Consider the following 4,828-nt stretch of genomic DNA (forward strand, 5'->3'; position numbering starts at 1 on the left):
TTATTAAGTACAGTCGCACACGAGCTAAATCAAAATATTACTTCATAAAAATACACATATTAATAGTAAACTTTTGATATTTATATCTAACCCTCATTATAAATAAGCAACTGAAATAACTACACCAAAGATGTTTTGTTGTAAAATCGAATGAACTAAATCAATACCTTACGAACAACTCGGAGACATTTACTTACTACTTTAATTTCATGCCGAAGCCTCGCTACAAAGCGACTAATAGGTACAAGTACAATAACTCACTAGTCAAACAAGGTTCACTCACGTTTTGGATTGATGAAGAGGCAATAGCTGAGTGGAAATAAGCTAAACATGGTAGGAGTCGTAGACCACGATTATTTAGTATCTTACTTAACACATCAGCTATCATGGTTAAGAGCATTTTTTCTTACCTTTAAAGGTATTGTTAGGCTGTATCAACTCCGTTTCTAGATTGTCGAATACCCCTAATATTCAGCACCTAGTCATTCATGCAACTCGAATCAAGGTAAAGGTATATGGTGAGGGGAATGGATAGTTAAAAAGCATGGAACAGGAGTTGAGCGTCGAGTCTGGCTTAAACCCCATCTCGCTTTTTGTACCGATATCATGAAATTATTGCAGTTTGAGCTGACATTATCAGGCAGGACAGGTGCGTATGTATTTCCCAATCTACTAAAATAAAGTCGCGAACCATAAAGGAGATCTCGGAAGGTGGCGCATACGATACAAGGGAGTGCCACCGGGCGATTAGGTTTAAGCGATACTTCTAATCTCTCAGTGTGAAGGAGCAGCCTTCTGGAAAAGAGGCACCCTCGCAATCTGGCAGTTGGTCCCAGAAACTCGATGGGTCGAACAAAAAGTCGAAACAGAAGTATGGTAACCACAGATGTTCACAGTCTGAAGCCGCTACTTGGAGAATCACTGACTCTTCACAATTACAAAGCTCAAGTTGGGAAGACTTACGCTATAACTTAAGCCCTTAACAAGTTAATTTGGATAGGCATGTTTCAAACTCAGTATATCGTTTGAAATGTGTACTATTTAGCTAGCATCCGCTCGCAAGCCCAATACAGTAACAAAGAGTTAACCAGTTGCGGTTCGATATTGTGAAAAATTTCTAGCTAATTTGAGTCACTTTTCCAAATTTATGATTGAGTATGTTAGTGTTAGGTACTTAATTAAACAAAAAGTTAATTTTATTGAAGCTGATAAATACTATACCAATAAAACTTACCATTCTACTCTTCATCAAAGCTGGCATAGCGATCAGCTAGGAAATCAATCAATGCTCTAACTGAAGGCAACAGACCTCGACGAGAAGGAAATACCACATGGATAATTTCTTTTGGTGCTGTCCAGCCATCAAGGAGCTTGATTAAACTTCCATCTTTCATCTGCTGCGTAACCATCAAGGTCGGCAATTGTACTACCCCCGCTCCTGCTACTGCTGCATTACGCAGCGCAACCATATCAGTGGTCACAAAGCGTGGCTTAAAAGGCACTTCAATGAGTTTATTGTCAGGCGCGTACCAGCTCCAGACAAATTGGTATTGAGGTTGTCCCAACCCTAGAGAAGGCCAGTTACATAGTTCAGTCAGATGATTTGGCAACGCATAACTGTCTACAAGAGCCGGGCTTGCAACCAAACTCAAACTACGCTCTGATAACACTCGCATAACGAGCTCACTATCTTCAAGTGGGGGCGGCCGAACTCTAATGGCCACATCTACACCTTCAGATATCAGATCCACACGACGATTAGACGCTTCAAGTTGAATATTTACTTGCGGGTACTCTATCATAAAATCAGCCAGCATGCAGCCAATATGAGCGTGCAGCAATGCGATGGGACAGGTCAGGCGGATGGTGCCTCTGGGTTCAGATTTTAACGAGTCGATGGCGTCCTGCGCAGACTCTGCTTCCTCCAGCATCGCCTTGCAGTGCTGAAAATAAGTCTGCCCCACTTCAGTCAGATGAAAACTGCGAGTGGAGCGATAAATCAGCTTAGTATCCAACCGTGCTTCCAGCGCAGCAATCCGGCGGCTGAGCTTGGACTTGGGAATACACAATGCTCTACTGGCCGGAGCGAAGCCGCCGTATTCCACCGCTTTCACAAAATAATAGAGATCATTGAGATCCTGCATATTCATCGTTCCGCCAGTGCAACAGTGAGATGCATTTTAGCAGTCTACTCAATCACTGTACCACCTATATGATCACAATAAGTGAAATTTAAGGAGACTTCTATGAAATCTATTTACGGCATTATTAAAGCTCCTTCCTTCCATTGGGTGGGTAATGGCTTCCCGGTTCGTTCGCTGTTTTCTTATCAAAACCAGGCCGCTCAGATGAGCCCTTTCCTACTACTGGATTACGCTGGGCCGATGCGCTTTCCCGCCGATGGTGTGAAGCGAGGAGTTGGAGAGCACCCCCATCGTGGTTTCGAAACGGTCACCATTGTCTACAGAGGCGAGGTAGAACATCGAGATTCGACTGGTAAGGGCGGCATAATTGGATCCGGAGATGTGCAATGGATGACCGCAGGCGCTGGCATTATGCATGAAGAATTCCATTCCAGTACATTCAGCCAAAACGGTGGCGATCTGCAGATGGTCCAGCTTTGGGTCAATCTACCCAAAGTTGACAAGATGACGCCTCCCAATTATCAGGCTATTACCAAGGCCGACATACCCGAAGTGTCATTGGCCAATAACGTTGGCACTCTGCGGCCTATAGCTGGTCACTTTGACGGTCATCAAGGCCCGGTCAATACTTTCAGCCCTATGCACGTTTGGGACTTACGTCTCAATGCTGGCGGACAAACCCAGTTTGATCTCCCCCAGGGCTGGACCACCGCCGTGGTAGTGCTGGAAGGCGAAGTCTGTGTCAACAGCTCCGATCCAGTCAGCGATGGTAATATGGTATTGCTCAGCCGCCAGAACAGTGGCGTTAAGCTGCATACGTCACAGAACAGTTTGGTTCTGTTGCTCAGTGGCGAGCCCATTAATGAGCCTATCGTAGGTCACGGTCCCTTTGTTATGAACACCAAGAAAGAAATTTTACACGCTTTCGAAGACCTGCAACGTGGTCAATTCGGACGCTTGTGAAAACCGGAGCCGGTATACGGCTCCTTGTCTAAACAACTAACTACTATTTCCCGGAGGAAATGATGGGCTTTAAATACAACCGACTCGACAAAGATAACGCTGCAGTACTATTGATCGATCATCAGGCCGGCCTTCTGTCTCTAGTACGTGATATTGAACCGGACAAATTTAAAAACAATGTACTGGCGCTGGCTGATTTGGCCAAGTACTTCAATTTACCCACCATTTTAACCACCAGCTTTGAAACTGGCCCTAATGGTCCTTTGGTGCCTGAGCTGAAAGAGATCTTCTCTGACGCGCCCTATATTGCCCGTCCCGGCCAGATTAACGCCTGGGATAATGAAGAATTCCTAGCCGCAGTTAAGGCTACGGGTAAGAAGCAGCTGATTGTGGCTGGCGTTGTAACTGAAGTGTGTGTGGCCTTTCCTGTTCTGTCCGCCCTGGAAGAAGGTTACGAGGTTTTTGTAGTTACCGATGCTTCCGGTACCTTTAACCCTATAACTTGTGACGCAGCCTGGGATCGCATGTCACAAGCTGGTGCACAGCTGATGACCTGGTTCGGTACGGCCTGTGAACTACATCGTGACTGGCGGAACGACATCGAAGGATTAGGCGCATTGTTCGCCAACCACATTCCCGACTATAAGAACCTGATCACCAGCTATACCACATTAACCAGCAAAGACTGAGTTTTTATGTAAACTAAAGGGAGCCGTGCTCCCTTTTTCACAGGAATTGATTATGAGTAATCTCGCATCCGAAATAGTTCAGGATTGCAGCGTTATCAGTGGCTGCAACGCGTTAAAATTGGTGCTCAGGCCCAAGGGTAAAGATCTGGGTGGCTTTTGTGTGCGCCGTATTCTGCCCACCAAGGGGTGTCACAGTGTCGGTCCCTGGGTGTTTTTTGACCATATGGGCCCTGTTCACTTTGAAAGAGGTCAGGGCATCGACGTGCGACCTCACCCTCATATTGGTCTTGCAACAGTCACTTACCTGTTTGAAGGTGAAATGCTGCACCGTGATTCACTCGGTACTGAAGCGCGGGTATTGCCTGGTGATATAAATTTGATGGTGGCCGGTCGAGGCATTGTGCACTCTGAACGCCAGCGCGAAGAGATTAAAGCTGGTCCTCAAGATGTTCACGGCTTGCAACTTTGGCTTGCACTGCCCACTGATCTGGAGCAATCCGAGCCGGGCTTCTTCCATTATGACAAGGATGAAATTCCCGAGGTAGAACGAAACGACGTACCAATACGGGTCATGATGGGCTGCGCTTATGGGGTTGTCTCGCCAGTAAAAACCTTATCTAAAACTCTCTACATCGAGGCGCGCCTGAAATCCGGGCAAACGCTCGTATTGCCCGAGGCCGAGGAAAGAGCCCTGTATATTGTCAAAGGCTCAGTGGCCTTGCGTGAGATCACTTTGGACGAACACTGTATGGCGATCTTTGGCGATGAATCCGACATCACTGTGACAGCCCAAAGTGATACCATACTGACGGTGGTCGGCGGTGCGCCAGTGGGTAAACGCTATATGGAATGGAATTTTGTCGCCAGTGACAAGTCGCTGATTGAACAGGCCAAAGCTGATTGGCAGACGGGGCGCTTTGCCAAGGTCCCCAACGATGAACAGGAGTTTATTCCTATTCCTGAATAACAATAAACACTATACTTTATGCTCTGGCAAAGAAGAACGTTTTCCTTTCTAGCCTACTCTTGAAT

The 4,828-nt window shown here is 46.3% G+C and carries 4 protein-coding genes and 1 pseudogene; 4 read left to right on the forward strand and 1 reads right to left on the reverse strand.

Features of this window, described 5'->3' with window-relative positions; translation table 11 throughout:
* The first annotated feature begins 209 nt into the window (after positions 1–209).
* Positions 210–975: pseudogene (locus tag CAG69_RS22800) on the forward strand (transposase).
* A gap of 263 nt (positions 976–1,238) precedes the next feature.
* Here the strand turns inward: CAG69_RS22800 and CAG69_RS21155 are convergent.
* On the reverse strand, positions 1,239–2,150 hold the full coding sequence (locus CAG69_RS21155) for a LysR family transcriptional regulator (protein ID WP_202600837.1): 912 nt from the start codon (positions 2,148–2,150) through the stop codon (positions 1,239–1,241).
* Positions 2,151–2,246: 96 nt separating this feature from the next.
* Here CAG69_RS21155 and CAG69_RS21160 point away from each other — a divergent pair, with 96 nt between their 5' ends.
* The 3 genes from CAG69_RS21160 to CAG69_RS21170 are packed head-to-tail and all read left to right on the forward strand — an operon-like array spanning position 2,247 to position 4,763.
* Complete coding sequence (locus CAG69_RS21160) at positions 2,247–3,107, forward strand: pirin family protein (RefSeq protein ID WP_161446093.1); 861 nt, start codon at positions 2,247–2,249, stop codon at positions 3,105–3,107.
* 59 nt (positions 3,108–3,166) lie between these two features.
* A complete protein-coding gene (gene ycaC / locus CAG69_RS21165; RefSeq protein ID WP_237668109.1) occupies positions 3,167–3,796 on the forward strand; it encodes an isochorismate family cysteine hydrolase YcaC in 630 nt (209 codons plus the stop codon).
* 52 nt (positions 3,797–3,848) lie between these two features.
* The gene (locus tag CAG69_RS21170; protein ID WP_161446098.1) at positions 3,849–4,763 is read left to right on the forward strand and encodes a pirin family protein; all 915 of its coding nucleotides are present in this window, start codon (positions 3,849–3,851) and stop codon (positions 4,761–4,763) included.
* Positions 4,764–4,828: the final 65 nt, after the last annotated feature.

The sequence above is a fragment of the Vibrio sp. V43_P6S15P86 genome (assembly GCF_009904725.1).
GTDB lineage: Bacteria > Pseudomonadota > Gammaproteobacteria > Enterobacterales > Vibrionaceae > Vibrio > Vibrio diabolicus.

Coding starts and splice junctions, on each gene's coding strand:
- CAG69_RS21155 (WP_202600837.1), bottom strand. CDS start 2,150: ATGAATATGCAGGATCTCAATGATCTCTATTATTTTGTGAAAGCGGTG.
- CAG69_RS21160 (WP_161446093.1), top strand. CDS start 2,247: ATGAAATCTATTTACGGCATTATTAAAGCTCCTTCCTTCCATTGGGTG.
- ycaC (WP_237668109.1), top strand. CDS start 3,167: ATGATGGGCTTTAAATACAACCGACTCGACAAAGATAACGCTGCAGTA.
- CAG69_RS21170 (WP_161446098.1), top strand. CDS start 3,849: ATGAGTAATCTCGCATCCGAAATAGTTCAGGATTGCAGCGTTATCAGT.